Raw genomic sequence first — 24,919 nt, forward strand, 5'->3', positions numbered from 1 at the left:
TCGAGTATATGTAACACTCGCGGTATGGGCCGGTATCTCATCGAAGCTTTCGACCGCGGCGACCGCAGCGACCGCTACGCCACCGAGCGCTACCAGGGCGCGGCCGGGCGGAACTGGTGGCGCTGCGACCCCACGCTGCGCCTGCTCATGCGGCGGCACCTGGGGGAGGAGGGCTTCGCCTGGGCGGAGCCGTACCTGGACAGGCTGGGCGAGCTGACGGGCGGCCTCGTCGCCGAGTGCGCCGAGGAGACCGACCGCAACCCGCCGCGGCTGGAGAAGTACGACAAGTGGGGCAGGGACGTCAGCCAGGTCGTCATGCCGCCGTCGTTCCACACCGCCCGGCGGGCGCTGCTGGACAACAACTTCACCTCCCCGTCGTTCGCCGAGCAGGCCCGCGCGCACGGGGCGGACCCGTCCGCGCTGGCCGCGGCGTGGACGTACCTGCTCGATCAGGCCGACATCGGGATGGGCTGCGCGCTCGGCACGGGCGGGGACATGGTGGTCTCGCTCGCCGAGAAGCACGCGCCGCCGGACGTGCTCGAACGGGTGCGGGAGATCTTCGCCGACGGCTACTACTCGGGCGAGGCCGCTCAGATGTTCACCGAGCGGACCGGCGGCTCCGACCTGGCGGCGCTGGAGACCCAGGCCGAGCCCGACGGGGAGTCGTGGCGGGTGTCCGGGTTCAAGTGGTTCGCCTCCAACGCCAACGGGTCCGCCTTCGTGGTGCTGGCCAGGCTGCCGGACGGCGCCGTGGCCCCGTTCCTGGTGCTGTGGGAGCGGCGCGACGGCAGCCGCAACGGGGTGCGCATCCGGCGGCTCAAGGACAAGCTCGGCACCAGGTCGGTCGCGTCGGCGGAGGTCGAGTTCACCGAGGCGGAGGCGTTCCTGCTGGCGGGCGCGGGCTCCGGCTCGGGGCTCGGGACGATGATGAAGCTCACCAACGCCTCCCGGCTCGGCGTGGCGATGATGGGCGTCGGCGTGGCCAGGCGCGCGCTGGTGGAGTCGATCTGCTATGCCAGGGCGCGCGAGGCGTTCGGCCGGCCGCTCATCGAGCAGCCGCTGATGCGCCGCAAGCTGAGCGAGCTGATCGTGGAGGTCGAGGCCGCGCAGGCGATGGTGTTCGACGGGCTCGCCGGGCCCCGGCTGCGCCTCGCGCCCGCCCTGATCAAGCTGCGCGCCGCCCGGCTCGGCGTGACCGCGGCGAGCGACGCGATCGAGGTGCACGGCGGCAACGGCTACATCGAGCAGTGGCCGGTGGCCCGGCTGCTGCGCGACGCCCAGGTCAACCCGATCTGGGAGGGCGGCGACAACATCCTCTGCCTCGACGTGCGGCGGGCCATGCTCAAGGAGCAGGCCCACCTGCCCTTCCTCGACCGCCTGCGTGCCCTGGCCACCTCCGACCTGGTGCGGGCGCGGGTCGACGACCTGGCCAAGGCGATCGAGGCATGGTCCGCGCTGGAGCGCTCGGTGGCCGAGGAGCGGCTCTACCCGCTGGCGCAGTTCATGGCCGACGTGTACGCCGCCGCGCTGCTGGAGGACCAGGCCGCCTGGGGGCTCGACGACGGGCGCAAGGCCCTCGTGGCCCGCCTGTACGCCGAGGCGCACCTCGTGGACCACGGCCCGCTGCGCGGCATCGACCGTACGGCGGAGGTGCCGTTCGACGAGCTGCTGGAGGGCGCCGTCAGCTTCTAGAGAGTGTCCATCCGAGCATCACCGCGCAGCTCCGCCGATCTGCCGGGTGATCGACGGCTCGCTGATCTCCGTGTCGGCGGCCAGCAGGAACGCCTTCGACAGGACGATCGACAACATGCCGCCGTTCTCCTCGAACGGCAGGAAGACCTGGTCGCCGGCGCCGCCGGGGACGATGCACAGATAGGCGTCGTTGGGCTCCATGAGAATGTTGCCCGAGCCCAGGTGGATCTTGTACGTGCGCAGGTCGCCCCGGACCACGAGGAAACGGTCGGTGAGCGCGCACCGGCCGGCGATGGACAGGCGGGGCAGCAGCCTGGTCAGGGCGTCGCGGCGGACCCGGGCGTTCTCGGTCAGGTCGCCGAAGCCGTACGACGCCCAGTATTCGCCCTGGCCCTCCGGGTCCAGGCCGGTGGAGGTGACGCCGACGGCCAGGTCGGCGTCACGCAGCGCCTCCGACAGCACCAGCGGCGGCACCTCGGCCAGCGGCACGCGGCGCCCCTCGGCGGTGACGTGCAGGTCGCCGCTGACGCAGATGGACACGGTGCCGAAGTCGTCGCGCTCGCCGGACTCCTCGTCGAGGTGGAAGTCCCAGTGCGCGGCCAGGCCGCCGGGCAGCTCCTTCGTGGCCGCGGCCGCGTCGGAGCCGTATTCCCACCCCCAGTGGCCCAGTGACATGCCGGTCCAGCCGCGGCCGGTCAGCAGGGCCTTGGCCTGGCCGTAGCGGAGCAGGTGGCCGGTGAAGCGGCGGGAGTGGTCGCGCGTCTCCTCCTCGGCCGGGGTGAGCAGGTAGACCTCCCTGAACGCCTGCTTGAACGGCTGGCGCAGGCCGATCTCCACCAGGTGGTCCCGCCACGCGCGGACCTCCTCCATGGCGTGCGAGATGGGATGCCAGAGGCGGACGGCGGCGCCGGGATCGGGCCGGTGGCGGCGACAGTCCGGGCCGGCCAGCTCCCACACGTCGCCGGCCGGGACCGGAAGCCCGGCCGGGCCCTCGACGACCTCCCAGATCAGGTTGCGGGCGAAGGAGCCGGTGACCGGGTGGCCGAGGTAGTGCTCGCACACCTCCTCCCAGCGCCAGACCCGCTCGGTGGCCAGCGCGCGCTCGATGCGGAAACGCTCGGCGGGCAGCGCCTTCTTCAGCTCCTTGGCGGTGGCCCTGAGCTCGGCCAGCAGCTCCTTGTGCGACTCGCGGACGGCCTTCGGGATGGTCTTGCGGGAGCCGTAGGTGACGGTGCCGTCCAGGGACAGGCGCAGCCCCTGCTCGGTGCGGGTGCCGTCGGGACCGAGGCCGAACGTGGGCACCGTACGCTCCAGCACCTGCTCGGTCGAGAGGCCCGCCTGCGCCGCGACCGCCTCCAGCGTGCGGTTCACCCCGACGAGGACGGTCTTCTTGCGCGCCTTCGCCTGCACCCGGGCCAGCTGCGCGACCACCTCCAGGCCGCCGCGCCGAGCCAGCACCCCGATCGCCGCGTTGGCCAGCATCTCGCTGCGCGCGTTGGCGCCCGAGCCCCCGATCCCCGTGCCCGCCGTCACGGCCACGTCGCCGAGCAGCGCGGTCACCCACGGCTCGTCGATGAGCTCGCAGGTCCACACCATGCCGCGCAGCGGCACGGCCGTGCGCTCGCGCAGGAAGACGGTCTCGGGCCACTCCTCGTCCCGGTATCGGTGACGGTAGGTCGTCTCACGGTGCTCGGCCAGCCGGCGGAGCACGTCCGCGACCACCCCGGCCGCCTGCTCGTCCAGCAGGGCCGCGCACCGCTTGAGCCACTTGCCGCTGGGCTTGGACGCCGTGGCGGTGGCCCAGTGCCGCAGCAGCGGCAGCCGTGCCGGCCCGGCGAGCCGGTCGGCGAGCTCGCCGGAGGCCAGCAGGGCGGCGAACTCGTCGTCCTCCCACATGACGTTGCGCACGTTCATGGCCGGATCGTCGGAGTCGGGCTCGGTCAGCAACTCCGTGAGCGGCTCGCGCAGCACCCTCCACGCCTGCGGGCGGTATTGGCGGAAGCCGTCGGGCACCCAGTAGAGCGCGGCCCGCCGGTCGTGGTAGGGCAGCGCGGCGGTGGCGGCCAGCGGCACCAGGTAGACGTCGGGGTCGTCATAGTGGCCCTGGAGGGTCACGTCGTAGGTCATGCGCCACAGCCCGCCGACCCCGTTCCTGGACCAGGCGGGCGCGTTGTCCAGCACCTGCCGGAGCATCCGGCGGCGCCGCTCGTCCGCCGGGGCCATGCAGAACCTCTCGTGCGCCCATAAACCGAACACCTCGTCGTGCTCGTCGCTCATGGGCTTGCCGGCCTCGTAGGCCGCGTCGAGCCGGGCGAACTCCCGCCGGTCCGCGTTGCTGAAGTAACCCCAAGCGTCCACCGGAACACCATCCTGGTCCGTGAGATCTGAGACGACGGCGCAATCTATAGCAGGAGTGAACGACAAGACCGGCTGCTGGCCGCGGCCCGACCGGGAGCGTACGCTCGGCACGTCCCCGAGGAGAAACCCGCACTTCCCCCCGAGGAGGGTCGCATGACCGTACGCGTGGAGCGCCAGGGTCCCGTCACCACCGTGGTGATCAGCAGGCCGGAGGCGCGCAACGCCGTAGATCGCAAGACAGCCGACGCGCTGGCGGACGCGTTCCGCGACTTCGACGACTCCGACGCCGACGTGGCGGTGCTGTGGGGCGAGGGTGGCACGTTCTGCGCCGGCGCCGACCTCAAGGCGCTCGACAACCACGTCGGCGAGGAGGGCGACGGCCCGATGGGGCCCACCCGGCTGCGCCTGGGCAAGCCGGTCATCGCCGCCGTGGCCGGGCACGCCGTCGCGGGCGGGCTGGAGCTGGCCCTCTGGTGCGATCTGCGGGTGGCCGAGGAGGACGCGGTGTTCGGGGTGTTCTGCCGGCGGTGGGGGGTGCCGCTGATCGACGGCGGCACCGTACGGCTGCCGCGGCTCATCGGCTCGTCCCGGGCGATGGACCTGATCCTCACGGGGCGGCCCGTCGCGGGGCCGGAGGCGCACGAGATGGGGCTGGCCAACCGGCTCGTCCCCACCGGGACCGCCCGGCAGCGCGCCGAGGAGCTGGCCCGGGAGATCGCGCGGTTCCCGCAGGCGTGCCTGCGCGGCGACCGGCTGTCGGTGCTGGAGCAGGACGGGCTGGGGGAGGAGGAGGCGATGCGGAACGAGCTGCGGCACGGCCTGGTCTCCCTGCCGGACGCCTCCGAGGGCGCCGCCCGCTTCGCCGCGGGCGCCGGCCGCCACGGCACCTTCGGCGACCGCTAACCGCACCCGGCCGCGGCCCGCGGGGTCCGGTCGCGCGGGGCCGTTCCGCCTCCCGGAGGTTGTCGGTCGGCGCGCGTATCGTGACCTTATGCCTGACATCGAGGTCGCCGGGCGCGAGGTCCGCATCACCAGCCCCGACAAGGTGATCTTCCCGCAGTCCGGTCACACCAAGCTCGACCTGATCCGGTTCTACCAGAGCGTGGGGGAGGCGGCGCTGCGCGGCGTGCACGGGCGGCCGATGGTGCTCAAGCGGTTCGTGCACGGCATCGAGCAGGAGGCGTTCTTCCAGAAGCGCGCCCCGGCCAAGCGGCCCGACTGGATCGAGGTGGCCGAGCTGAAATACCGCTCGGGGCTCAGCGCCGAAGAGGTGGTGTGCACCGACCTGGCGCAGCTGCTGTGGGTGGTCAACCTGGGCTGCGTCGACCTCAACCCCCACCCGGTGCGCTCCGACGACCTGGCCAGGCCCGACGAGTTGCGCATCGACCTCGACCCGGTGCCGGGCGTGGAGTGGGCCGACGTGCTGCGCACCGCGCAGGTGGCGCGGGAGGTGCTGGCCGACCACGGGCTCGTCGCGTGGCCCAAGACGTCCGGGTCGCGCGGTTTCCATGTCTACGCCCGGATCGAGCGGCGCTGGCCGTTCGCGAAGGTGCGCAAGGCGGCCGAGACGGTGGCGCGCGAGGTCGAGCGGCGCGCGCCCGACCTGGCCACCAGCCGCTGGTGGAAGGAGGAGCGGCACGGCGTGTTCGTGGACTTCAACCAGAATGCCTATGACCGCACGGTGGCCTCGGCCTACTCCGTGCGCGCGGTGCAGGACGCCCGCGTGTCCACCCCGCTCACCTGGGACGAGGTGCCCGGCTGCCGGCCCGAGACGTTCACCGTCGACACCGTGCCGAAGCGGCTGGCCGAGCTCGGCGACCCGTGGGAGGACATGGACCTGCACCCGGGCTCGCTCGACGGGCTGCTGGAGCTGGCCGAGGAGCTCGGGCCCGCGCCCAAGCCGCCCAAGGGCAGCGGGCGCAGGCAGCAGACGATGCCGGTGATCGAGATCGCCAGGGCCGAGCACAAGGACGAGGCGATGGCGGGGTTCGAGCGCTGGAAGGCCCGCCACCCCGATGCCGCGGCCCGCCTGGAGCCCGCCGACGTGCTGGTCGACGGCATGCGGGGGCGCAGCAGCGTGTGGTATCGCATCCGGGTCAACCTGCAGCACGTCCCGGAGGCGGAGCGGCCCCCGCAGGAGCCGCTCGAGGTCGACTACGACCCGTGGCGCGGCGCGGGCCCCGGCTAGGGGGTCAGCGGCCCGAGATCAGGTTCCCCAGGCGGGCATAGGCCGAGGTGGCGGTGCCGCGCTCGTTCTCGTGCCGGTCGGCGGCCCTGAACAGCGCGTAGATGAGCTGCACCCCGGCCCACCGCAGCGGCTCCGGCTCCCACTGCCGCACCTGTCGGCCCACCCACGGCAGCCTCGTCAGCGGGGTCTCCCGGCGCAGCACCAGGTCGCGCAGCGTGCGGCCGGCCAGGTTCGTGGTGGTGACGCCGCTGCCGACATAGCCGCCCGCCCAGCCCAGGCCGCCGGCGTGGTCCAGGTGCACGGTCGAGCACCAGTCGCGCGGCACCCCCAGCACCCCGCACCAGGCGTGCTCGACGCGGACGTCGGCCGCGGCGGGGAACAGCTTGACCAGCATCCGCCACAGCAGCTCGACCGTCTGCGGCTGGGTGACCCCCCGGCGGTCGGTACGCGACCCGAACCGGTAGGGCACCCCCCGCCCGCCGATCGCGATCCGGTCGTCGGCCGTCCGCTGCGCGTAGACATAGGCGTGCGCCTCGTCCTCCAGCAGCTCGTTGCCCTGCCAGCCGATGTGCTGCCACACCTCGGAGGGCAGCGGCTCAGTGATGATCATGGAGCTGTTCATCGGCAGCCACTGCCGGTGCTGCCCGGCCAGGCTCGCGGTGAAGCCCTCGGTGGCGCGGATGACGTAGTCGGCCGAGACGACGCCCCGCGTGGTCACCGCCGACGCCTTCCCGCCGTCCTGCCGGGGCCGGATCTCGGTCACGGTGGTGTCCTCGAAGATGTCCACGCCCATCCGGGCCACCACCCCGGCCAGCCCGACGGCCAGCTTGGCGGGCTGGATGCGGGCGCAGTGCGGCGAGTACGACGCCTCCAGCGCCCCCGCCACCTGCACCCGCTCGCGCTGCTCGTCGCGCTCCAGCAGCCGCACGTCGTCCGCGCCGTATCCCCAGGCCCGCAGGTCGGCCACGCCGGCGCGCAGCCGCCGCCGCTGGGCCGGGTTGGTGGCGACGTGGATCAGCCCGCCCTTGTGCAGGTCGGCGTCGATGCCCTCGGCGCGGGCCACCTCGATGACCTCGTCGACCGACCGGAACATCGCGTGCTGCAGATCGATCATGGCCTGCCGCCCGCGCGCCTTCGCGTGCCGCTTGCGCGAGCCGGCGAACTCGGCCGACAGCCACCCGCCGTTGCGCCCCGACGCGCCGAACCCGGCGAACTCCCGCTCCAGGATCGCGACCCGCAGGCCGGGGTCGGCCTGCTTCAGGTAGTAAGCGGTCCACAGGCCGGTGTAGCCGCCGCCGACGATGGCGACGTCGTAGTCACGCGGCCCGGGCAGCGCCGGCCGCCGCGCGGGCAGGCCGATCTGCCGGTACCAGAAGGAGACGCCGCCGTTGGCGAAGTCCTTGGTCAGCGGGATGCCTCTGTTCACCGAACACATTGTCTAGTAACAGGTCAGGACCAACAAGTCGGCGAAGTGTAATGAAACGGGATGCCGGGCTAGCTTCGTGTCGGGCGTTCGTAGCCCTCGTCGCCCCCGTATACGCGCAGGTCAGGATCCTGTTCGGGCTGCGTGGCCGGGCTCGTGGGCGAGGCGGTGTGCTCGGAGGCGAAGTCGTCCGACAGGATCGGCGGCGGCGGGAGGAGATAGTCGTGCCAGCTGATCTCTCCCTTGGGCACGGCGTCCGTGGTCAGGTCGCCCGCGCGCTGGGCCGCGTACAGGCGGCCGGGATAGCGTACGGACAGGCAGGGGCGGCGCAGCCCGGAGGCGCGCAGCCAGGTCCTGACCAGCTCGCCGGTGTCGATCACCTCGGGCCCGCCGAACTCGATCTCCCGCCCGGCCGGGCCCGCGCTCAGCAGCGCGGCGGCCCGCGTGGCGACCTCGCCCGTGTGCACCGGCTGCCAGGGCAGCGAGCGGTCCACGGGCAGCACGGGCAGCGCCGCGAAGTCGCGCAAGCGGCGGTGCAGCCACTGGTGGAACGGGGTGGCGCGGAGGATCGTCCAGTCCAGGCCACTCTCGGTGACCAGGCGCTCGGCCTCCAGCTTGTCCTTGAGGTAGCCGTGGACGGCGCGGTCGGCGCCGACCATCGAGGTCAACAGCACGTGCCGAACCCCGGCCGCGCGGGCGAGGATGAGCAGCGTACGGGTGCCGGGCACGTCCACGGCGCCGCGCCCCCGCCGGCCGCTGGTGGCCAGGTGGGCGATCGCGTCCACGCCGTCCACGGCCTCCTTGACGCCGGCGCCCGAGATGAGGTCGCCCCACATCCACTCGACGTTCCCGCGGTCCTCCCGCTTGGTACGGCTCAATGCCCGCACCTCGTGGCCCGCCTTGAGCAGGGCGGGCACCAGTGCCCCGCCCAGCGTGCCGGTGGCTCCCGTGACCAGAATGCGCATGTGGGGTCCCCTACCCCTCAATTTCGAGAAATGTCAATGAATCTCATCCCGGCGTCTGCGGGCGGCCGAGCGGGGTAGGGCCGCTCACATGGCTCGAATCGCATCCGAATCCCTGATCGAACGGCTCGCGGCATGGGGCGTCGACACCGTCTTCGGCCTGCCGGGCGACGGCATCAACGGCATCATGGAGGGCCTGCGGCGGCACCGTGACCGGGTTCGCTTCGTCCTCGTCCACCACGAGGAGGCCGCGGCCTTCATGGCCACCGGCTACGCCAAGGCCACCGGACGGATCGGCGTGTGCCTGGCCACCTCGGGTCCCGGCGGCATCCACCTGCTCAACGGCCTGTACGACGCCAAGCTCGACCACGTGCCCGTGCTGGCCATCACCGGCATGCAGGAGACGTCCGTGCTGGGCACCGGCTACCAGCAGGAGGTGCACCTGGACAAGCTGTTCGCCGACGTGGCCGAGTACAACATGATGATCACCAACCCGGCCCAGCTCCCCTCGCTGGTGGACCTGGCGATCAGGACGGCCTACGCGCGGCGCGGGGTCTCCCACCTCACGCTGCCCAACGACGTCCAGGTGGCCGAGGCGGGGGCGGACCCGTACAAGCACGTGGCCCCAGCGCGCGCGCCCCAGACCGCGCCCGTCTACCTCCAGCCGCCCGGCATCCCGCGGCAGGAGGACGTCGAATGGGCGGCCGAGGTGCTCAACCGGGCCGAACGTCCCGCCATGCTGGTCGGGCAGGGGGCGCTGCACGCCAGGCAGGAGGTGCTGGCCGTGGCCGAGGCGCTCGGGGCGCCCGTGGTCAAGACGCTGCCGGGCAAGGCCGTGGTCCCCGACGACTCCCCGTACACGACGGGCGGGCTCGGGCTGCTCGGCACCCGGCCGAGCGAGGAGCTGATGGACGAGGCCGACGTGCTGTTCATGGTCGGCACGAACTTCCCGTACTCCAAGTTCCTGCCGGAGGTGCGCGACACGCGGGTGGTGCAGTTCGAGGCGGATCCGACCAGGGCGGGGGCGCGGATCGCGACCGACGTACCGGTGGTGTGCGACGCGAAGGAGGGGCTGCAGGCGCTGCTGCCGCTGCTGTCTCCCCGGGACGGGAACGCCCATCTGGCGAAATATCAGAAGATGATGGCGAAGTGGCGCGCCGACATGGAGGCGCTGGAGAACCCCGACAGGCACCCCATCGCCCCGCAGTACGTCATGTCCATCATCGACGAGCTCGCGACCGACGACGCCATCATGACCTGCGACAGCGGCACCATCGCCACCTGGGCCGCCCGGCACTGGACGATCCGCGGCGGGCGCGAGTTCTACCTGTCGGGCACGCTGGCCACGATGGCGCCGGGCCTGCCGTACGCGATCGCCATGCAGCACGCCTTCCCCGGCCGCCAGGTCATCGCGTACGTCGGCGACGGCGGCTTCTCGATGCTGATGGCCGAGTTCCTCACCGCGGTGCAGCACCGGCTGCCGATCAAGGTGGTCATCAACAACAACAACTCCCTCGGCCAGATCCTGTGGGAGCAGATGGTGCTCGGTTACCCGGAGCACGGCGTGCGCTACGCCTCGCCCGAGGCCGACTTCTCGGCCTGGGCCAGGTCGTGCGGCGGGTTCGGGGCCAAGGTCACCAAGTCGGAGGACGTGGCCCACGCGATCGGGCAGGCGCTGTCGCACGACGGGCCCGCGCTGGTGGACGTGGACGTCAACCCGAACGAGCCGCCCATGCCCGGCAAGGTCTCCTACGACCAGGCCAAGAGCTTCGCGCAGGCGTTCCTCAAGGGGCAGCCGCACAAGGCGGCCATCGCCACCACGCTGTTCAAGGACCGCATCCAGAAGATGGGCGACTGATCACGCGGCGCAGGCCCGGGCGATGCCGGCGGCCGCCGCGCGCAGCGGCTCCACCAGCCGGGGCAGCTCGCGGGCGCGCCGGGAGGACAGCACGATGCCCAGCGCCGCCACGGGCCGCCCGTCCACCAGGATCGGCGCCGCCGCCGAGCATGAGCCCGGCGTCATCTCCTCATACGTCAGCGCGTGCCCCTGCGCCCGCACCAAGGCCAGCTCCCTGGCCAGCCGGCCCGGCTCGATGATCGTGTGCGGGGTCGGGCGTTCGAGCTTGCGCGCCAGGTAGGACTTGACGAACCAGTCCGGCTCGTACGCCAGCAGCGCCTTGCCCACGCCCGTCGGATGCATCGGCAGCCGGGCCCCGATCCTGGACACGATGGGCACCGCCCGCCGGCCGTACACCTTGTCCACGTACAGCACCTCGAGCCCGTCCCGGACCGCCAGGTGCACGTTCTCGCCCGTGGAGCCGAACAGCTCCTGCAGCCACGGGTGCGCCAGCTCCTGCAGCCGGTTGGGCGCCAGCTGGCCCAGCTCCCACAGCCGCAGCCCCACCCGCAGCCGACCGTCGGGGGCGCGGCTCAGCGCCTGCCACTCCTCCAGCTCGCCGACCAGCCGGTGCGCCGTGCTCAGCGGCACCCCGCTGCGCCGGGCCAGCTCGGTCAGCGTGAGCTGCGGGTGCGCCGCGTCGAACGCGCTCAGGAGGGCCAGCACCTTGGACGTCACCGAGCGCCCGGGCTCGCGGGATCCACCTGACATGGGCCAATCCTGCATCAATCTTCCGTCCAGTGGAAGCCGCCCCTCGGCGGAATCCCGGTCGAGGCTGGATGCTTCGCTCATGCGAACTCAAGTCGGGATCATCGGGGCGGGCCCCGCTGGTCTGCTCCTGTCCCACCTGCTCCACCTGCGCGGCATCTCCTCCGTGGTGCTGGAGAAGCGCAGCAGGGAGTACGTCGAGCGCCGGGTGCGGGCCGGGGTGCTGGAGCAGGGCACGGTGGACACGCTGGTCGAGGCCGGCGTCGGCGAGCGGATGTCGCGCGAGGGGCTGCCGCACCACGGCATCGAGCTCAGGTACGGGGGAGCGGGCCACCGCATCCCGTTCGAGAAGCTGGTGCCGGGCCGGGCCATCACCGTGTACGGGCAGCAGGAGGTGGTCAAGGACCTGATCGCGGCCCGGCTCGCGGCGGGCGGGGACGTGCGCTTCGAGGTCGAGGACGTGGCGGTGCACTCGCTGGAGTCCGAGCCGTACGTGACGTTCGGCGGCGAGCGGCTCGACTGCGACGTGATCGCCGGCTGCGACGGCTTCCACGGCGTGTCCCGGCCGTCCGTCCCCGAGGGGGTCCTGAGCGTCTTCGAGCGGGAATATCCCTTCGCCTGGCTCGGCATCCTGGCTCGGGTGGCGCCGTCCTCGGAGGAGCTGATCTACGCCAGGACCGAGCGCGGCTTCGCCCTGCACAGCATGCGCTCGCCCACCGTCAGCCGCTTCTACCTGCAAGTTCCCGCCGACGCCCGGCTGGAGGACTGGCCGGACGAGCGCATCTGGGCGGAGCTGAAGGAGCGGCTGGAGACCGTGCCCGGCTTCGAGCTGGCCACCGGCGAGATCACGGAGCGGGGCATCACGCCGATGCGGGCGTTCGTGACCGAGCCGATGCAGTACGGCCATCTCTACCTGGCCGGGGACGCCGCCCACATCGTGCCGCCCACCGGCGCCAAGGGCCTCAACCTGGCCGTGGCCGACGTGCGCGTGCTCACCGAGGCGCTGGCCGCGTACTTCCGGGACGGCTCGGCCGAGCTGCTCGACGGCTACTCGGAGGCGTGCCTGAAGCGGGTGTGGCGGGCGCAGCACTTCTCGTGGTGGATGACGACGCTGCTGCACACGTTCGAGGAGGACGACCCGTACGCGCGGCGGCTGCAGCTGTCGTACCTGGACTACGTGACCTCGTCCGAGGCGGCGGCCACGACGCTGGCGGAGAACTACGTGGGCCTGCCGTGAAAAGGGCCGCTGACCTTGGGAGATGCTTTAGAGTTAGTTGGTGGTTTTCGAGGAGGGTTGGGCGGTTTCGCCCCTGCGCTGGTTGATGAACGCCCTGGGCGACGCCCAGCTCGCCCGGATGGGCGCCGACCCGGGACTGGTCGCGGCGGTCGACCAGCACGCGGCTGTGCTGCGTGACGCGATCCCGATGGACCGGGAGACGCTGGGCGACTACCTGCTGGGCTTCCTGGACGAGCTCCGGCACCGGGGCTGGGTCTTCAGCGGCGAGCCGGACGCGCCGTCGCTGCGGCTGACGGCGGTGTGCTGGCTGACCCGCGAGCTGGGCCTCCTGGAAGACGGCCACCCGGCCTGACCCGTCCGAGACCCGGCGTCCCGCTCATCCGGCCTGCCCGCCCGGCCTTGACCCCCGCCCGCCGTCCGGCCTGATGCGGAACGCCGGGTGCCCCGGGCCGGGCCCGGGGCACCCGGAGGCGCGGTTTTCGGCGGGGTCAGCCGGGAGGCAGGTCGGAGCGGTGCGCTCCACCCTGGGTCGTCCGGATCGGCGCCGTCTCCTCCGTCATCGAGCGGGCGTCCTCACGCCCCCTCTGGTACGCCTCCGCATGCGCCCTGGCCTGCGGGGCCTCCTGCTCGATCCGGCCCAGCCAGCGCTCCCAGCGCTGCTGCATCGGCCGGATGAGCCCGCCACCGAAGCCGATCGCGGCGATCGCCCCGATGGTGGCGAGCACCGTGATCAGCACCGGCGTGGTGACGGTCGTGGCCACGCCGATCTGGTTGAGCGCGGCGATGATGCCCAGCGCCCAGATGAACACCGCCGCCGCGGTCGCCAGCCAGCGGCCGTACGACAGCCCGCCGAGCATCCCGGCCACGATGTCCTTGACACCCTTGGCCACGGCACCGGCCACCACGATGATCACGATGGCCACGAGGGCCTTGGGCAGCCAGGCCACCACGCCGGCCAGCAACGCCGAGACCGGGTTGGGCCCGAAGACGTTGAAGGCTATCTGCAGGGTGATCAGCAGAATCGCGTAGAAGACGATCTTGGCGATCAGGCTGCTGGCGTCGTACTTGCTGCGTTCCAGCCAGTGCCGCACGCCGCTGCGCTCCACCGCCCGGTCGAAGCCGACGCGTTCGAGCACCTTGTCGACGATCTTCTCCAGCACCTTGGCCACGATCCACCCGATGACGAGAATCACCAGGAAGCCGACCAGCTTCGGAACGAACGTCGCGATATTCCGCCAGGCGTCAGAAATGCCTTGGCCTATGTCGATGTCCACGGTTTCCTCCTCCGAGGAGCCAATGCATCGGCGCTACCCGGAGTGAAACGGGATATACACGCAGCGCCACCAAAAGTTCGCAGATGGCTACATATCCCCTGCATGATGTGGGTGATCGACTCACCCCGCCGTGCGCCGGGCGGGGACATCGGGCGGTGGCTGGGGCGGGCTCAGCGGGCGGTGCGACCGGTGCTGGTAGGCCAGGCGGGTGGGGGCCGGGGTGGTGGCGTAGAGGACCTCGCGGACGAGGGCGTTCGCGAACTCGTACGCGCTGCCGCGCACCACCAGCAGCCCCCGTCCGAGCGCCCGCTCGCAGTGGCCCGCCACCTCGTGCGGCGGCAGCCCGAGCAGCTCGCCGAGCAGCACGGGATCGAACGCCCCGCCCAGCACGCTGGCCGCCCGCAACACCCGCCGCACCGGCTCGCGCAGCCCGCGCAGGCGGCCCAGCACGATCGCCCGCACCGCCGACGGCACCTCCTCACCCGGCGGCGATCCGTCCAGCAGGGCGGTCACGAGCTGCGGCTCCCCCCGGGTCCGCCGGAACACCTCCTCCGCCAGCCGCGCGTCCCCCGCCAGCTCCCGCACCGCCTCGAGCGGCAGCGGCCCCGGCCGCACCACCTCCGCCACCCCGGCCAGGGCGTCGACGGCCCCGTCCTCGCCGGTGAGCGCCGTGGCGACGACCAGCAGCCGGACCCCCGACAAGCGCCTGGCCAGGTAGTGCACGAGCTCCACTGTGGCCGACCCGGCGGCGTGCAGGTCCTCCAGCACCAGGAGCACCGGCTCGCGGGCGGCCAGCGCGCGCAGGAACGCCGACACCGCCTCGTACGCGTACCTGCGCTCCAGGGCCCGCCCCCGCACCAGCGACTCCAGGGCCGTGGCCCAGCCGCCCACCAGATCCTTCAGCACGTTCCCCGCCAGGTGGACGATGCGCGGGCGCAGCGCGTCAACGACGGGCTGCAGGAACAACGCCCGCTCGATCTCGTGGCAGCGGGCCCGCAGCACGATCCCGCCCGCCGCCCCCGCCATCCGCTCCGCCTCGACGGCCAGCCGCGACTTCCCGACGCCCGCCTCCCCGGCGATCAGCAGCACCCCGGTGCACCCCGACACCGCCCGCGACCACGCCCCCGAGATCCGCGCCAGCTCCTCGTCCCGCCCGGCGAGCACCGGCCCCGGCCCGGCCACCCGTAGGGGCGCTTCCCACGGGCCGGCCCGGCCACGCGCCACCTCCGGATGGGGAATGATCTCGGCCGTCGCCTCCGTCCGGGGGACGGGCCCCGTGGCCGACTGCCGGCGCAGGGGAACCGCCCCCGTGACCGGGGCCAGGCTCGGGGCGGTCCCGGCCGGCGGCTCCTCGCGCAGGATGGCCAGGTGCACGGCCCGGGTCTCGGCCGCCGGGTCCGTGCCCAGCTCCGTCGCCAGCCGGTGCCGCAGCCGCTCGTACGCCAGCAGCGCCTTCGCCGGCTCGCCCGCCGCCACATGCGCCCGCATCAGCAGCCGGTACGCCACCTCGTCGAACGGATCCGCCCGCACCGCCGCCTCGGCCACCCGCCGAACCTTCGCGAACATGGCACCGTTCACCCCGGCCCCATGCAGTCCGGCGCCGGCGGCCGCGTGCCGGGCCCGCCGTACGAGCCCCGCCGCCTCCTCCCTGATCGCCGCCACCCACCGCGCGTCCGGCTCGCAGGCCAGCACCACGCCGTCGTGCAGCAGCTCCAGCGCCCGCCCGGCCGCGGAGCCCGCCAGCACCGGCTCCCCGGCGGCCAGGCACCCCTCGGCCTCGCCGACGAGCCCGGCCGCCAGGTCCAGATCGACCCGCACGCCGGGCGGCCGGCCCAGCCGGTACCCGGTGCGACCGCCGGTCACGATGTCGCTCCCCAGCGCCCCGCGCAACCGGCTGACCAGCGTCGCGACGTTCTGTACCGGCCGCTTCGGCCCGCCCCCGGGCCACAGCTCCTCCGCGACGCGATCCGCGGCCAGCGTCCCGTTCCGCTCGGCCGCGAGCAGTTTCAACAGCCTCCTCGCCTTGCCGCCCACCGCTCCCCGCGGGTACGGCACCCCGTTGCGCTCGACCGAGAAGCACCCGGCCAGCCTGATCAACACCCCGTTCTCGTCGGTCATCTCTCCCCCGGCGTCACGCCCCCTCGACTGGTTGGCGTGACACCGCGTTCCACCGCCGTTCCATGGCCGTGGAACGGCGGTGGCAGGGGAAGATCAGGACTCGCCTCGCGCCGCCTTCAGATGTGCCGCGGCGGCCTGCTCCAGATGGACGAGGTCGGAGGCCACGGTGGCGAACGTGAACCCTTCGGCCAGCCGCCGGGCGGCCTGCTCACCGGTGGCGTTGTGGATGCCGGCCGCGATGCTCGCGTTCGCGGCGGCCGTACGGATCCTCTCCAGCGCCGCCTCGAAGACGCCGGCCACCTCGGGGTCGTTCGGGAACCGGCCGCCCACGGCCAGGCACAGGTCGGAGGGGCCGACGTACACGCCGTCCAGCCCGGGGACGGCGCAGATCTCCTCGATGGCGGCCAGGCCGCCGGGCGTCTCGATCATGGCCAGGACCAGCACGCTCTCGTCCGCCTCCGCCGGGGTGGGGCCGATGCGCAGCATGGAGCGCATGGGCCCGTACGAGCGGCGGCCCCCGGCGGGGTAGCGGGCCGCGGAGACGGCACGGGCGGCGTCCTCGGGCGAGTCGACCAGCGGCACGATCACGCCGCCCGCGCCGAAGTCCAGTGCCCGGCCGATGACCGCCGGGTCGCCGGACGCCACGCGTACGATGCCGACCGAGCGGCCGCCGGCGTCGACGGCGATGAGGTTGCTCAGCAGCCCCGCGTCGCCGATCAGCCCGTGCTGGCCGTCGATGGCGACGTAGTCGTACCCCAGCCGGGCCAGCCGCTCGGTGGCGACGGGGGCGTCCAGCATCACCCAGTAGCCGAGGCACCGTTCCCGGGCGCGGATCTTCCTGGCGAGCTCTGCTGCGGTCATGGGCTGTCGATCTCCTCTGCGGTGGTGTACGTGCGTGGCTCAACGGTTGTCCGCCGGCATCGGGCCGCGCAACGTCGCGCCCACGACGTCACAGGCGGCGCCCCGGCCTCCAGCGCGATTCCGGCCGGATGGCCTGGGACACGCCGCGCCTTGCGCGCGGCTCCTCGTCGGTCGGCTGCGCGGGCGCCTCCGGCGGCCAGGACCGCACCTGCCGCCACTGTGGCATGATCTGCGCGTTTCGTGCAATGCTTGTCGCGTGATTCACGCATCGCGATAGCCGGGACGGAGGTGCGGACGTGGCCGAGGGATCCGTGTTCGCCCTGGCCGACGACCTGTCCGGGGCGGCCGAGACGGCGGCGCTGCTCATGCCCTCCGGCGGTGCCGCGCGAATCGCGCTGTCCGGTCCGCCGTACCCGGTGGGACCGCCCGTGCTGGTGGCCGACCTCGACAGCCGGCACCATCCAAGGGCCGGTGACCTGGTACGGGAGGCGCTCCGGCACGCCGCCGGCCGCCGCGTCTTCGTCAAGATCGACTCGCTGCTGCGCGGGAACGTCGCCGCCACCGCCGCCGCCTGCCTGGACGCCCCCGCCGTGCTCGTGCCCGCCCTGCCCGCCGCCGGCCGCACGGTCGTGGGCGGCGTCCCGTACGTACACGGCGTTCCCCTGCGCGAAACGCGCGCCTGGCACGCCGAACGCCGCCCCGCCCCAGCCTCCGTCGCCGAGGCCCTCGGCGCGACCCCGTCGACCCTCGTGCCCCTCGCCACCGTCCGCGCCGGCCACGCCGCCTTGACCAGAGCACTCGGCAAGGCGGCCGGCCGGGTGGCGGTATGCGACGCGCAAACCGACGACGACCTGGACGCGATCGTGGCCGCCGCGCTGGAGGCCGGCCCGGGGACCCGCCTGATCGGCGCCGGCGGCCTCGCGGCAGCCCTCGGCCGCACCTCGCCCATCGGCACGCCCGCACCCCTCGACCCGCCGCCGTCCTCCCGCCGCCCGCCCGGCGGCATGCCCCTGCTCGTCGTCGTGGGCACCGCCGACCCCGGTGCCGCCACCCAGGCGAGACTCCTCACCGAGCACGGCGCCGCCACCCCCGTGCCCCTCTCCACCAGCGACCTGAGCACCCCGCGAGCCGCGGCCCGACGCGTACGAGCCGCACTCGCCACCGCCCCCACCGTCCTCACCGTGACGGTGACGGGACCGCCCCCGCCCGCCCTCACGTCCTCCCTCGGCCGCATCGTCGCGGACGCCCTCGCCGGCCGGCCCGCGAACCTCGTCCTGACCGGCGGCGAGACCGCGAGGAGGGTCCTGGACGCGCTCACCGTCCAGGAGTTGCGCCCGATGGCCCAGATCCACCACGGCGCTGTCCTCAGCCACACCGCCCAAGGCCACACGGTGGTCACCAGGCCCGGCAGCTTCGGCGATCGCGACAGCCTTCTCCGCATAGTCACCCACCTGTCCGACCCAGAACCCGAAAGGCTGACATGAGCACACCTCTCATCGCCCTCACCATGGGGGACGCCGTCGGCGTGGGACCCGAGGTCGTCGTGGGTGCCCTGCTGGCCCCCGCGACAACAGAGCTCTGCCGCCCGGTCGTCATCGGCGACGCCGGCCGCCTGCGGAAGGCCGCCGCCGTCCTGGGCGTCCGGGCCGAGGTGGCGACCGTGGAGGGCGTCGCCGAGGCCGGGTTCGAGCCCGGCCGGATCAACGTCATCGACCCCGGCGTGCTCCCCGACGACCTGCCGTGGGGCCGGGTGTCGGCGGTCGCGGGGAACGCGGCGTACGAGTACGTACGCCTGGCGAGCGAGCTGGCGATGTCCGGTCAGGTCGAGGCGATCTGCACCGCGCCGCTGAACAAGGAGGCCCTGCACGCCGCCGGCCACCTCTACCCCGGCCACACCGAGCTCCTGGCCCACCTCACCGGCACGGAGGAGGTGTCGATGATGCTCTCGACCCCCAAGGTCAAGGTCATCCACGTCACCACCCACGTCGGCCTCATCGACGCCGTCGCCCGCATCGAACCCGGCCTGGTCGAACGTACGATCCGCAGGGGAGAGGCGGCCATGCGCGGCTCCGGCCTCGACCGCCCCAAGATCGGCGTCTGCGGCATCAACCCGCACGCGGGCGAGAACGGCCTCTTCGGGTACGGCGAGGAGGAGGAGAAGATCGTCCCTGCGGTCGAGCGCCTGCGCGCCGAGGGCATGGACGTCCACGGCCCGCTCCCGGCCGACACGGCGTTCTTCCTGGCCGGCCGCGGCGACTACGACCTCATCGTCGCCATGTACCACGACCAGGGCCACGGCCCCGTCAAGATCCTGGGCCTGGAGGCGGGCGTGAACATCACCGTCGGACTGCCCGTGATCAGGACCTCGGTGGACCACGGGACCGCGTTCGACATCGCCGGGAAGGGCGTCGCGGACGCGGGTAGCATGATCGAGGCCCTCCGCCAGGCGGCCGAGCTGTCATCCGCGCAGGGCCTGCGACGGGAGGGCGTGCAGGAGCTGTGACGGGAGAGGACCGGACACCCATGGGCCGCGCAGCGCAGATTCGCCGTGACGAGATCGTCCGCCTGGCCACCAGCACCGGCCTGGCCAGCGTCGAGGAGCTGTCGGACCAGCTCGGCGTGACGCCCTCCACCATCCGCCGCGACCTCGCGCACCTGAAGGCGGCCGGCCTGCTGGCCCGCACGTACGGCGGCGCGATGGCCGTGGTCACCCACCCGGAGGCGTCGCTGCGGCAGCGCATCGGGGAGGCGTTCGAGGCCAAGCGCGCCATCGCCGCGTGGGCCGCCGCCCAGATCCGCCCCGGCGAGACGGTCCTGCTGGACTCCGGCTCCACCACGGGCGCGCTGGCCCACGAGCTGCGCCACGCGTCGGATCTGACGGTGGCGACCACGGGCCTGAACGCGCTGCAGGAGCTGGTGGGCGCGACGGGCGTGCACGTCGAGTGCCTGGGGGGCACCCTGCGCCACGTGAGCCACGGCTTCGTGGGCCCGCTGGCCGAGGCGGCGCTGAGCCGGATGACGTTCGACCGCGTGTTCCTGGGCGCCGACGGGGTCACGGCGGAGGACGGCATCTGCGAGGCGAGCCTGCAGCAGACCAGGTTCAAGGAGCTGATGATGGACCGCTCCCGCCACGTCTACCTGCTCGTCCACGCCGCCAAGCTGGGCCGCCGCCCGTTCCACGCCTGGGCCCGCATGCCCGGCACCTGGACCCTGGTCACGGACGCGTCCGCCACCGACGACGACCTCGAACCCTTCACCGCTAAAGGCGTCACGACCATAGTCGCGGCCTCCTAGCCGGCGGCCCCGTCACGCCCCGCTCCGGCGGGACGCTGGGCGATCATGACGGCTCGACGGCTCGACGGTCCGACGGCCGGCCGCCACAGACCAGACCACCCCTCATCCGGGTCATCACCACGCGCCCAGATCGCGGGCACCGACCAAAGACCGCCGCCCCAGCACGGCGAGCTCCAGGTCCGGCGACCCCGGCCATGGCACCAACGGGTTTCATGATCTCGCGACGCACCCCGACCGGCACCTGCCAGCCGAATCGCGTTGACCCCCGCCTCCGGAATCGGCAAGGATGCGCCGGTGACCTTCGAACTCGACGGGCCCGTGCTGGAGGGCACGCTCGTGCGCCTGGAGCCGCTGGACCACCGCCACGCGGCCGACCTGGCCCGGGCGGCCGAGGAGGATCGCGGCTCGTACACGTTCACCTGGGTGCCGACGGCGGCCGAGGTCGGAGCGTACGTCGACGCCCAGCTGGCCCGCGCCGCCACGGGCAGGCTCGCTCCGTACGCGCAGGTGGCGACGTCGACGGGCCGGGCGGTCGGGGCGACGGCCTACTGGGATCCGCGCCTGTGGCCGGACGGGGAACGACTGTGCGCGGTCGAGGTCGGGTTCACCTGGCTGGCGGGCCCGGCGCAGGGCACCGGCCTGAACACGGAGGCGAAATACCTGCTCTTCCGGCACGCCTTCGAGCAGTGGGACGTCGCGCGGGTCGACCTGAAGACGGACGCGCGCAACACCCGCTCCCGCGCCGCGATCGAGGCGGTGGGCGCCCGCTTCGAGGGCGTCCTGCGGAGCTGGTCACAGTCGTGGGCGCCGGGTGAGAACGGCCGCCTCCGCGATTCGGCGGTGTTCTCGGTGATCGCGGAGGAGTGGCCGGAATGCCGGTCACACCTGGAGAAGCGGCTCGCCCGGATCCTCGAACGCCGGGGCATCGGCCCGGCGCAGCGGTGACCGTGGCCTGCCCGTGACCGGCCTCCGGCATGATCACCTCCCATGAAGAAGACGATCACCGCAACCTTGCTGACCTGCGGCGCCCTCCTGGCAACCGCCCCAGCTCATGCCGCCCCCGCGCAGGCCGCCCCGAAGGACCCGGTCCGCGCCCTGAAGAGCAAGCTGACCACCGGCCACGGCGTGCGCTTCACCGAGACCACCACCATCTCCGGCAGCGGCAAGGCCAAGATCCAGGACCGCAAGGGCACCTTCCAGTTCAACGCCAAGGGCATCGCCGCCTCCGACATCGTGGCCGGCTCGCCCGGCACCGGACGCGGCGGGGCGTGTGAGTAAGGGTAGGCGTCTTGCCGTTCTAGTGGTCGTTCTCCTCCTCGGTCGCCTCGGTGGCGTCGGCCTCGGTCTCCTCCGGAGACGTCAGGATTTCGGGCATGGGCACTCTCCTTCCTTCTGCTGGGGAAGTTGGTGGAGCCCTGGCCGCACCGCCGCTTCTCGACGTGACGGCCAGGAACCCCGGCCCCGGTGGGGAAGCCTCCGGAGCCTCTACACCCCGGCTGAGGGAGAACCAGCGGGACATCTCAGCGGGGGCTGTCTAGGGGCGTTCCGCGCCCTTCCACGGGCGCCAGCCGTCGCGCCAGTCGTCGATGAACGACTGCACGATGAGTGCGGCCAGGAACACCAGAGGGCACATGGCCAGCAAGACGCCGGTCCGTTGAAGAATCTGTACGGTCATCTCGGCTCCCACGGCTCTGCACCTTCCGTTACGGCCGGCTGCACTCCACGTAGTTGCATCGGCAGCTCTCGCGCCAGCGACACTGAACTAACTAAGAGACAGAAACCCCCGGCCAGAGGGCGGGCCATCGCGCGGGATACGCGATCCATCAGGCAGGAAACACGGCAGGGTTCGTTTGCCTGTCTGGCCGGGGGCTCTGGCACCCCGGCTGCGGGGGTGGCGATCAGACCGTCTCCGCAGCCGGGGGCGTCTATGACGCCCGGCTGAACTGCCCTGTGTAGGGCGTTTGCAGCGCGTCTATCCATTCCTTGCGCAGCACTTCCGCCCACGCCTTCGCATCCGCTGGTTCCCGGAACTCTCGGGAAGACTGGGGCATGCCCTTCTGATCGGGCAGGCGGGGGTCAAGACGCCAGTAGCCGCCCTGGTTGTGCATGGAGAATGCCTTGATGCTGCCCAGCATCCCGTACTCGGTCTTGTCAACGGATCGGACCACCCACACGATCGGGGGAAGTGCCGCAACCACCTTCTGGGCGCTCACGCGGCCACCCCCGCGTTGTCCGCGACCAGGATGGCCACTCGGTTGGGCATCGTCGCCGGAACGACCTCGATCCGCTTCGGCCCCGGCCGGTTGTTGGGGCCAACCGTGGGCAGCTCGACGAGATAGCTACCCGAGCGTTCCCCGATGGTCACGACAGCGAGCGTCCATCCCGCGTCCGCGAAGATGGTCAGTTCCGGGGATGCCATAGGCGCTCGCCGGTCGCGTAGAGCGTGACTGTGCACCGAGTAGAAGCTTGCCGCTTGATCAGTTGCGCGTGGACGCCTGTGGCCGTCAGATGCGACAGAACGAGGTCAAGACGTTCGTTCTGCTCCATCGCCTTCAATTCGGTGATGGGTCGACAGAGCAGAACGCCACCTGATCCTGTTGGTTGGGTGATCGCCATGGGTTGACCGTAGAAGTCGGCCTCTTGGAGGCTCAACGAACTTGTACGAACTTGCGCCATCAACCAAGGGACGCGAGTGCGGCCGTGATCAAGGCGCGGGCCTTGTTGCCGTACACCGCGTGGGACGCCAGTTCCGTGAAGCCCTTGATGTACAACGCGATCTCTCTTGGCTGAGTGACTGTCACCCCCGCTGAGAGGAGTTCCACGAAGACGCGCTTGTCGTCATAGATGGAGAAGGTCTCCATGGTCCAAAGGGTGCGACGCACATCGGACGGAATGATCCCGAGGGAAATGGAGGGAAGAGACATGCCCTCTAGGAGCTGGCCGAGTTGCCCGGCCATGACGTCATCGTCCGCGATCCGATCATGTAGGACGGACTCTTCCATGACGATCGCGAAGCGGTGGTCACCCTCGTAGAGCAGTTTGCTACGAGCAGCGCGGGCCGCGATGGCCTCGTCGATGTCGCGTGGAGCTTCATGGAAGTCGGCGAAGGCCGACAGAACGGCGCGCATGTAGCCGGGCGTTTGCAGAGGCCAAGGCATGAACTGGGAGCAGTAGAAGCGGAACAGCCGAGTTTGTTCGTACAGGGAGACTCGCGTTTCTTGCAGCCGCTTCATGCCACTGCGCTGCAGGCGTCGCCACTCCATGTACATGCCGTCGGCGTCGCGACTTGCCGCGATCAGGTCGGGGATCTCTTCCTCGGCGCCGCAGATCTGGCACCAGGTCCGTATGTCGTCGTCAGACGGCAGAGTACGACCGTTGATGAGGCGGGAGCATTTGGACTCGTCCCAACCGGCTGCTTGAGCCAGCGCTCTGGCCTTGATGCCGGAGTCCCGGAGTATCTCTCGTAGACGCTTCCCGATGGCCAGGCGGGCTTCGTGGGCGCTGGATGAAGGTGATGTGGACACGCGCAGAAATCAGGCCGGCTTGTAGTCCACATGGTCGATGCCGCGTCCCCAGACGGCCTCGAAGGCAGAGGAGCACAGATTGACCACGGCTGGATCGTCCCAGTCCTCATGCCCAGTAGCCTCACCCTCTCCTGAGTGCAGGCCGAAGCGCACAAGTCGTTCGTCGAAGAGCCAGAAGTCATTGCCCGGCAAGGCCAAGTCGGATGTCCTGGCTCGGGGAAGCCAGCGGACGAACTCGCCGCCTGCCAAGTTGGCGTACGGCGTAGCGGCGTGTTCGTAGCGGATGTAGTCGCTGACGGGCTCAGAGATGATGCGGGCGCGACGTACAACAACGCCTCGGCCGACCGTTTCTTTGATCAGGTTGACCCATGGTGCGTCGAAGTCGGTCCGGTCGAAGGGAACCTTCTCCCTCCAAGCGCGATAGCCGGGGCTTGAGTAGCCGTAGCTGTCGCGCATCTCTAGATGCACCGCTGAGCGCGTACAGCGCCTAAGCAGCTCATTCAACGTCGGGGTCGCGTTCACCACACGCCTCCAGGAGGTAGCCACGCATGTGCGCTGGAAGCCTAACGATCATTTCGCCCGGGGCGAGAGGGCTGCGTGCTACAACCTGCGCCACCTCGGCCGGGTCTGTGACCGTGATCCCCTGGATCACGAAGCTTCCGTCTTCGTCGTCGACCCAGACCGAGGGGCAGCCGCCGTGCTCGCTGGTGCCGTCGATGCCGATGAACCGTAGCGCCATGATGGCCTCCACTGCTCCGAATGTGCGCAGACTTGCACACAGGCGAGCTTGAAGGGTGGCTGAGGGGTCGTCAAGAGGGACTGCGGGATTGCCGTCATCACGGGGTCAGCACAAGGTCAGCACGGGTACTCACAACAAGCGTGATCAACCCGGAACAACAAGAAGCCCCAGACTCCCGACATAGGCCGTGAGCTGGGGCTATGACTCCTGTTTGACCAGGTCAGACCTGGTCTGCTATGGAGACTGGTGGACGATACTGGGATTGAACCAGTGACCTCTTCCGTGTCAGGGAAGCGCTCTCCCGCTGAGCTAATCGTCCGTATTGAGTTGGGACTCAGAGCGGAAGACGGGATTCGAACCCGCGACCCTCACCTTGGCAAGGTGATGCTCTACCACTGAGCCACTTCCGCATGGTGTTGCACTTACTTTAGCGGATCCCGGGGGCTCCGCAGATCTGCCGAGGTGGAGACGGGATTTGAACCCGTGTAGACGGCTTTGCAGGCCGCTGCCTCGCCTCTCGGCCACTCCACCAGGAGTCTTGCTCCGAGCGGAAGACGGGATTCGAACCCGCGACCCTCACCTTGGCAAGGTGATGCTCTACCACTGAGCCACTTCCGCGTGAAGCCCTGGGCGTGCGCCCGGGC

25 protein-coding genes and 4 tRNA genes are annotated in these 24,919 nt (G+C 71.7%); 11 read left to right on the forward strand and 18 right to left on the reverse strand.

Annotated features, from left to right (window positions below):
• Window positions 1-24 precede the first annotated feature (24 nt).
• Window positions 25-1,692, forward strand: coding sequence for an acyl-CoA dehydrogenase family protein (locus tag AB0J69_RS25260; protein WP_364121754.1), 1,668 nt, complete (start codon window positions 25-27; stop codon window positions 1,690-1,692).
• 18 nt (window positions 1,693-1,710) lie between these two features.
• Here AB0J69_RS25260 and AB0J69_RS25265 read toward each other — a convergent pair whose 3' ends face one another.
• Complete coding sequence (locus AB0J69_RS25265) at window positions 1,711-4,050, reverse strand: DUF4132 domain-containing protein (protein WP_364121757.1); 2,340 nt, start codon at window positions 4,048-4,050, stop codon at window positions 1,711-1,713.
• A gap of 153 nt (window positions 4,051-4,203) precedes the next feature.
• On the opposite strand from AB0J69_RS25265, the gene AB0J69_RS25270 reads away from it, so the two are divergent.
• On the forward strand, window positions 4,204-4,953 hold the full coding sequence (locus AB0J69_RS25270) for a crotonase/enoyl-CoA hydratase family protein (RefSeq protein ID WP_364121760.1): 750 nt from the start codon (window positions 4,204-4,206) through the stop codon (window positions 4,951-4,953).
• Between the two features lie 88 nt (window positions 4,954-5,041).
• Window positions 5,042-6,238, forward strand: a complete 1,197-nt coding sequence (gene ligD / locus AB0J69_RS25275) for a non-homologous end-joining DNA ligase (protein ID WP_364121763.1) — start codon at window positions 5,042-5,044, stop codon at window positions 6,236-6,238.
• Between the two features lie 4 nt (window positions 6,239-6,242).
• Here the strand turns inward: ligD and AB0J69_RS25280 are convergent, their stop codons facing one another.
• On the reverse strand, window positions 6,243-7,664 hold the full coding sequence (locus tag AB0J69_RS25280) for an FAD-binding oxidoreductase (RefSeq protein WP_364121765.1): 1,422 nt from the start codon (window positions 7,662-7,664) through the stop codon (window positions 6,243-6,245).
• Between the two features lie 68 nt (window positions 7,665-7,732).
• Window positions 7,733-8,626 carry an NAD(P)H-binding protein gene (locus AB0J69_RS25285; protein ID WP_364121768.1) on the reverse strand — a complete coding sequence of 298 codons (894 nt, stop codon included), beginning with the start codon at window positions 8,624-8,626 and terminating at the stop codon, window positions 7,733-7,735.
• A gap of 88 nt (window positions 8,627-8,714) precedes the next feature.
• Here AB0J69_RS25285 and AB0J69_RS25290 point away from each other — a divergent pair, with 88 nt between their 5' ends.
• Window positions 8,715-10,481 carry a thiamine pyrophosphate-dependent enzyme gene (locus AB0J69_RS25290; protein ID WP_364121770.1) on the forward strand — a complete coding sequence of 589 codons (1,767 nt, stop codon included), beginning with the start codon at window positions 8,715-8,717 and terminating at the stop codon, window positions 10,479-10,481.
• Here the strand turns inward: AB0J69_RS25290 and AB0J69_RS25295 are convergent, their stop codons facing one another.
• Window positions 10,482-11,231 (reverse strand): IclR family transcriptional regulator, encoded by a 750-nt coding sequence (locus tag AB0J69_RS25295; RefSeq protein ID WP_364121773.1) that lies wholly within the window; start codon window positions 11,229-11,231, stop codon window positions 10,482-10,484.
• Between the two features lie 79 nt (window positions 11,232-11,310).
• On the opposite strand from AB0J69_RS25295, the gene AB0J69_RS25300 reads away from it, so the two are divergent.
• Entirely contained in the window at window positions 11,311-12,465 is a 1,155-nt protein-coding gene (locus AB0J69_RS25300; protein WP_364121776.1) for a 4-hydroxybenzoate 3-monooxygenase, read from the forward strand.
• A gap of 40 nt (window positions 12,466-12,505) precedes the next feature.
• Complete coding sequence (locus AB0J69_RS25305; protein WP_364121778.1) at window positions 12,506-12,817, forward strand: DUF6401 family natural product biosynthesis protein; 312 nt, start codon at window positions 12,506-12,508, stop codon at window positions 12,815-12,817.
• 136 nt (window positions 12,818-12,953) lie between these two features.
• Here the strand turns inward: AB0J69_RS25305 and AB0J69_RS25310 are convergent, their stop codons facing one another.
• From AB0J69_RS25310 to AB0J69_RS25320, 3 genes are all read right to left on the reverse strand, one after another.
• A complete protein-coding gene (locus AB0J69_RS25310; protein ID WP_364121781.1) occupies window positions 12,954-13,739 on the reverse strand; it encodes a hypothetical protein in 786 nt (261 codons plus the stop codon).
• A gap of 120 nt (window positions 13,740-13,859) precedes the next feature.
• On the reverse strand, window positions 13,860-15,857 hold the full coding sequence (locus AB0J69_RS25315) for an AAA family ATPase (RefSeq protein ID WP_364121784.1): 1,998 nt from the start codon (window positions 15,855-15,857) through the stop codon (window positions 13,860-13,862).
• Between the two features lie 93 nt (window positions 15,858-15,950).
• Window positions 15,951-16,718: an aldolase/citrate lyase family protein gene (locus tag AB0J69_RS25320; RefSeq protein ID WP_364121787.1), complete on the reverse strand. Its 768-nt coding sequence runs from the start codon at window positions 16,716-16,718 to the stop codon at window positions 15,951-15,953.
• 296 nt (window positions 16,719-17,014) lie between these two features.
• Between AB0J69_RS25320 and AB0J69_RS25325 the strand changes: the two genes are divergently transcribed.
• The 5 genes from AB0J69_RS25325 to AB0J69_RS25345 all read left to right on the forward strand — a co-directional run bounded on the left by AB0J69_RS25325 (window position 17,015) and on the right by AB0J69_RS25345 (window position 21,290).
• Window positions 17,015-18,202, forward strand: coding sequence for a four-carbon acid sugar kinase family protein (locus AB0J69_RS25325; protein WP_364121790.1), 1,188 nt, complete (start codon window positions 17,015-17,017; stop codon window positions 18,200-18,202).
• On the forward strand, window positions 18,199-19,221 hold the full coding sequence (gene pdxA, locus AB0J69_RS25330; RefSeq protein ID WP_364121793.1) for a 4-hydroxythreonine-4-phosphate dehydrogenase PdxA: 1,023 nt from the start codon (window positions 18,199-18,201) through the stop codon (window positions 19,219-19,221). Before AB0J69_RS25325 ends, pdxA begins: the two co-directional genes overlap by 4 nt.
• A gap of 20 nt (window positions 19,222-19,241) precedes the next feature.
• Window positions 19,242-20,012, forward strand: coding sequence for a DeoR/GlpR family DNA-binding transcription regulator (locus tag AB0J69_RS25335; RefSeq protein WP_364121796.1), 771 nt, complete (start codon window positions 19,242-19,244; stop codon window positions 20,010-20,012).
• Between the two features lie 294 nt (window positions 20,013-20,306).
• Window positions 20,307-20,957 carry a GNAT family protein gene (locus AB0J69_RS25340; RefSeq protein WP_364121799.1) on the forward strand — a complete coding sequence of 217 codons (651 nt, stop codon included), beginning with the start codon at window positions 20,307-20,309 and terminating at the stop codon, window positions 20,955-20,957.
• Window positions 20,958-20,999: 42 nt separating this feature from the next.
• A complete protein-coding gene (locus AB0J69_RS25345; RefSeq protein WP_364121802.1) occupies window positions 21,000-21,290 on the forward strand; it encodes a hypothetical protein in 291 nt (96 codons plus the stop codon).
• Between the two features lie 256 nt (window positions 21,291-21,546).
• On the opposite strand, the gene AB0J69_RS25350 is transcribed toward AB0J69_RS25345, so the two are convergent.
• From AB0J69_RS25350 to AB0J69_RS25400, 11 genes are all read right to left on the reverse strand, one after another.
• Window positions 21,547-21,699 carry a hypothetical protein gene (locus AB0J69_RS25350; RefSeq protein WP_364121804.1) on the reverse strand — a complete coding sequence of 51 codons (153 nt, stop codon included), beginning with the start codon at window positions 21,697-21,699 and terminating at the stop codon, window positions 21,547-21,549.
• Between the two features lie 238 nt (window positions 21,700-21,937).
• Window positions 21,938-22,225: a hypothetical protein gene (locus tag AB0J69_RS25355; RefSeq protein ID WP_364121807.1), complete on the reverse strand. Its 288-nt coding sequence runs from the start codon at window positions 22,223-22,225 to the stop codon at window positions 21,938-21,940.
• On the reverse strand, window positions 22,222-22,377 hold the full coding sequence (locus AB0J69_RS25360) for a hypothetical protein (RefSeq protein ID WP_364121809.1): 156 nt from the start codon (window positions 22,375-22,377) through the stop codon (window positions 22,222-22,224). The genes AB0J69_RS25355 and AB0J69_RS25360 overlap by 4 nt, the downstream gene beginning before the upstream one ends.
• Before the next feature lie 35 nt (window positions 22,378-22,412).
• Window positions 22,413-22,628: a hypothetical protein gene (locus AB0J69_RS25365; RefSeq protein WP_364121812.1), complete on the reverse strand. Its 216-nt coding sequence runs from the start codon at window positions 22,626-22,628 to the stop codon at window positions 22,413-22,415.
• Between the two features lie 59 nt (window positions 22,629-22,687).
• Window positions 22,688-23,536, reverse strand: a complete 849-nt coding sequence (locus AB0J69_RS25370; protein WP_364121815.1) for a helix-turn-helix transcriptional regulator — start codon at window positions 23,534-23,536, stop codon at window positions 22,688-22,690.
• A gap of 9 nt (window positions 23,537-23,545) precedes the next feature.
• Window positions 23,546-23,992, reverse strand: coding sequence for a DUF6879 family protein (locus AB0J69_RS25375; protein WP_364121818.1), 447 nt, complete (start codon window positions 23,990-23,992; stop codon window positions 23,546-23,548).
• Between the two features lie 40 nt (window positions 23,993-24,032).
• The gene (locus AB0J69_RS25380; protein ID WP_364121820.1) at window positions 24,033-24,287 is read right to left on the reverse strand and encodes a hypothetical protein; all 255 of its coding nucleotides are present in this window, start codon (window positions 24,285-24,287) and stop codon (window positions 24,033-24,035) included.
• Between the two features lie 232 nt (window positions 24,288-24,519).
• Window positions 24,520-24,594 (reverse strand) — tRNA-Val (locus AB0J69_RS25385).
• A gap of 19 nt (window positions 24,595-24,613) precedes the next feature.
• Window positions 24,614-24,685 (reverse strand) — tRNA-Gly (locus AB0J69_RS25390).
• Between the two features lie 50 nt (window positions 24,686-24,735).
• A tRNA-Cys gene (locus AB0J69_RS25395) sits at window positions 24,736-24,806 on the reverse strand.
• Between the two features lie 15 nt (window positions 24,807-24,821).
• Window positions 24,822-24,893, reverse strand: a tRNA-Gly gene (locus tag AB0J69_RS25400).
• Window positions 24,894-24,919 lie beyond the last annotated feature (26 nt).

Source organism: Nonomuraea sp. NPDC049709 (assembly GCF_040674815.1).
Lineage (GTDB): Bacteria > Actinomycetota > Actinomycetes > Streptosporangiales > Streptosporangiaceae > Nonomuraea.